At 74.0% G+C, this 3,630-nt stretch carries 4 protein-coding genes; all 4 read left to right on the top strand.

Annotated elements, in window-relative coordinates; all coding sequences use genetic code 11:
• Positions 1–155: 155 nt before the first annotated feature.
• The 4 genes from AC07FT_RS34945 to gndA all read left to right on the top strand — a co-directional run bounded on the left by AC07FT_RS34945 (position 156) and on the right by gndA (position 3,513).
• Complete coding sequence (locus tag AC07FT_RS34945; protein ID WP_479180144.1) at positions 156–545, top strand: hypothetical protein; 390 nt, start codon at positions 156–158, stop codon at positions 543–545.
• A gap of 141 nt (positions 546–686) precedes the next feature.
• Entirely contained in the window at positions 687–1,259 is a 573-nt protein-coding gene (locus AC07FT_RS34940; protein ID WP_479180143.1) for a DoxX family protein, read from the top strand.
• A 131-nt stretch (positions 1,260–1,390) separates the two neighbouring features.
• Positions 1,391–1,891: a hypothetical protein gene (locus tag AC07FT_RS34935; RefSeq protein WP_471199676.1), complete on the top strand. Its 501-nt coding sequence runs from the start codon at positions 1,391–1,393 to the stop codon at positions 1,889–1,891.
• 185 nt (positions 1,892–2,076) lie between these two features.
• Positions 2,077–3,513: an NADP-dependent phosphogluconate dehydrogenase gene (gene gndA / locus AC07FT_RS34930; protein ID WP_479180141.1), complete on the top strand. Its 1,437-nt coding sequence runs from the start codon at positions 2,077–2,079 to the stop codon at positions 3,511–3,513.
• Positions 3,514–3,630 lie beyond the last annotated feature (117 nt).

The following is a 3,630-nucleotide window of genomic DNA, read 5'->3' as shown; positions in this document are numbered from 1 at the left end:
TTGTGTTTTTTTGTTTCGGTGCACCTGCGCCCCGCGGGGGCGGGGGGGGGGGGGGGGGGGGGGGGTGGGGGGTTTTCCCCCCCCCCCCCCCCACCGCGATGGCCCTGGCCGGTCCGGTGGCCGGACGGATTCCCGGGGCCGGCGCGGTACGGGCGATGGCGTGGTGTCTGGGGCTGGGGGCGGCGGGGCTGTGCGCGGTGCCCGTGGCGCCGACGCTGCCGGGGTGTATCGCGGCGGCCACGCTGTGCGGAGCGGCGCTCGGGGTGGCCGACGCGCTGACGCTCATCGCCACGCAGGCGGCCGTGGCCCCCGAGCGCGCCGGTGAGGCGTCGGGGGTGACCAAGACGGTGATCACCGTGGCGGCCGGGCTGGGTGTGTCGCTGTGCGGTCCGCTGTCCGGTCCCCACGGCGGTCCGGTGTCCGCACCGGCCCTGGGCGCCGCTCTGACCGGCGCCGGGCTCTGCTGTCTCACCGGTGCGCTGCTGCTCGGGCTCAGGCCACGAGGGTGGTGCGGGGACCGGCGGGCGCGGCGGACCGGCGGCTGAGGCCCGGGCCCCGGAGGGCCGGATCGGCGGGCCCGGGGTGGCCGGATTGAAGCCACCCGTTCAGTGGAATAAAAAGGAATTAAGGTGCATAGAGCACATCCGGCTCGGCGAGCCCGCCGGGCCCGACCAGACGAGGGCGCCATGTCTTCTTCTCACCGCGAGAACGCCGCCGCACCGGATCCGGACGCGGGCCCCGCCCACGCCCATTCCCCCCGGTCCACCGGGGCCGTGCTCACCGCCCATGACGTGGGTCTGCTGGTGGTGCGTCTCGGTGTCGGTCTGATCGTCGCCGCGCGCGGCGCACAGCATCTGTTCGGCTGGTGGGACGGCCTGGGGATCGACAAGACGGCCGTGGCCTTCGCGCAGTTCGGCTATCCGGCGCCGAAGGCGATGGCGGTCATCTGCGGACTGACCGAGACCTTCGGCGGACTCGCGCTGGCGGTGGGACTGATCACCCCGCTCGCCGGTGCGGCAGTGGCGGGCACGATGGCCAACGCCGTGGCCGCGTCCTGGGAGCTCGGCCTCTTCGGCGGCTTTGAGTTCCCCCTGCTCATCGGGGTGGTCGCGGCCGGTCTCGCACTCAGCGGCGCGGGCCGCATCTCCTTCGACGCACTGCTCCCCGGACTGCGCTCGCAGCGGCTGATCTACGGGGTGGCGGCGCTGCTCCTGGGGGCCATCCTGGCGGCGATCACGATCGTACTGAGCAAAACCTGATACCACTCCGGTCCGGATGTGGGAGATGAGTGAACGGAAAGCGCCGGCTCTCCGTATTCCTGAGTAGGCGCGCCCTGGCAGAGGGGTGCGCGTTGCGCCGCGCAGGACCATCCGAGACCGGAGGACCGCACATGAACGACCGGTTCAACCCCAACGACCGGTTCACCCCGCCCATCCAAGCCCTCCCCGACGGAGAGGCCGAGGTCCGGCTGGAACTCCATCTGCCCTGGGAGGTCGTCGCCGCGCTCGGACAGGAGGCGGGCCGGCTGGCTGCCCAGCTGGGACGTCCGGTGAGCCTGGACGAATCGGTCAGCCACCGGCTGCGCAGCCAGTTCGGCGGCGCCCACGCCAAGCACTCCCAGGAGCGCAGCCAGCCCGCGGCCACCGCGGGCCACACCCCGCCGCCGCTCGCCGCCCGCTCCCCCGGTGAGCAGGCCCGGCAGGCGATCGAGAAGATCAACGGCTCGAGCACCCCGCCCGGTGGCGGCACCGCGCCGTCCGCGGAGACCGCGGCCGGGCCCCAGCCGATCCCGGTCCGCGAGTCGGCCCCGGCCGATGCCCGCGGCATCCTGGAGCGGCCCACCCGGGCCAGCGGCACGGTGAACGGCGCGGCGTCCGAGACATCGAGATAGGGCGGCTCCGCCGTCCACGGTGACGAGGGCGCCGTCCGCGGAGGACGGACGCCCTCGTATCCGTGGGTCCGGATCCCGCCCTCCCGTCCGCGTCGTGAGTGGCGCACGGACGGGGTACCCGGGACGCTGTGCGCACGGCGCGTTTCCGAGATGACGACGACTGACACAGGCAGGAGTGGCCAACCATGGCGGAGCAGGCTCACATCGGTGTGACCGGACTGGCGGTGATGGGCAGCAACCTGGCCCGCAACTTCGCCCGGCACGGCCACACGGTGGCCGTGCACAACCGGACGCCCGCGCGGACGCGGGCGCTGGTGGAGGAGTTCGGCAGCGAAGGCCACTTCGTACCGGCCGAGACGGCCGAGCAGTTCGTGGCCTCGCTGGAGCGCCCGCGGCGGCTGGTGATGATGGTCAAGGCGGGCGCGCCGACGGACGCGGTGATCGAGGAGTTCGCCCCGCTGCTGGAGCCGGGCGACATGATCGTGGACGGTGGCAACGCGCACTTCGAGGACACCCGGCGCCGTGAGGCGGCGCTGCGCGAGCGCGGACTGCACTTCGTGGGCAGCGGCATCTCCGGCGGCGAGGAGGGCGCCCTGCACGGCCCGAGCATCATGCCGGGCGGTTCGAAGGAGTCGTACGAGGCGCTGGGCCCGCTGCTGGAGGACATCTCCGCCAAGGTGGACGGCACTCCCTGCTGCACCCACATCGGCCCGGACGGCGCCGGACACTTCGTGAAGATGGTGCACAACGGCATCGAGTACGCCGATATGCAGCTGATCGCGGAGTCCTACGACCTGCTGCGGCGCGCCCTGGGCATGACCCCGGGCGAGATCGCGGAGGTGTTCCGCACCTGGAACGGCGGGCGCCTGGAGTCGTATCTGATCGAGATCACCGCCGAGGTGCTGGCGCACACCGACGCCGTGACCGGCCAACCCTTCGTGGACGTGGTGCTGGACCAGGCCGAGCAGAAGGGCACCGGCCGCTGGACCGTGCAGACCGCGCTCGACGTGGGTGTGCCGGTGAGCGGTATCGCCGAGGCGGTGTTCGCGCGCTCGCTGTCCGGCCACGCGGATCTGCGGGACGCGGCGCAGGGGCTGCCGGGGCCGTCGGCCGAGGGGCTCTCGGGCGCGGCGGCGGAGCGGTTCGCCGATGACGTCGAGCAGGCGCTGTACGCGTCGAAGATCGTGGCGTACGCGCAGGGTATCCACCAGATCCAGGCGGGCAGCCAGGAGTACGGCTGGGACATCGACCCGGGCGCGGTGGCGCGGATCTGGCGGGGCGGCTGCATCATCCGGGCGCGCTTCCTGAACCGGATCACCGAGGCGTACGCGCGGGAGCGGACCCCGGTGACCCTGCTGACCGCCGACTACTTCGCCGAGGCGCTGGGGGCGGCCCAGGACGCCTGGCGGCGGGTGGTGGCCACCTCGGCCGAGCTGGGCGTTCCGGCTCCCGGGTTCTCGGCGGCGCTGGCGTACTACGACGCGCTGCGCTCCGAGCGGCTTCCGGCGGCGCTGGTCCAGGGGCAGCGGGACTTCTTCGGCGCGCACACCTACCGGCGCACCGACCGTGACGGCTCGTTCCACACCCTCTGGGGCGGGGACCGCAGCGAGCGCCCGGCCTGAGCGGTGCCGGGGGGGGGGGGGGGGAGGGGGGGGGGGGGGGGGGGGGGGGGGGGGGGGGGGGGGGGGGGGGGGGGGGGAGGGGGGGGAGGGGGGGGGGGGGGGGGAAGGGAGGGGACG

The sequence above is a fragment of the Streptomyces sp. NPDC045899 genome (assembly GCF_056431485.1).
Note: the sequence above shows the minus strand (reverse complement) of the source record. Positions and strands in the feature narration are given on the sequence as shown.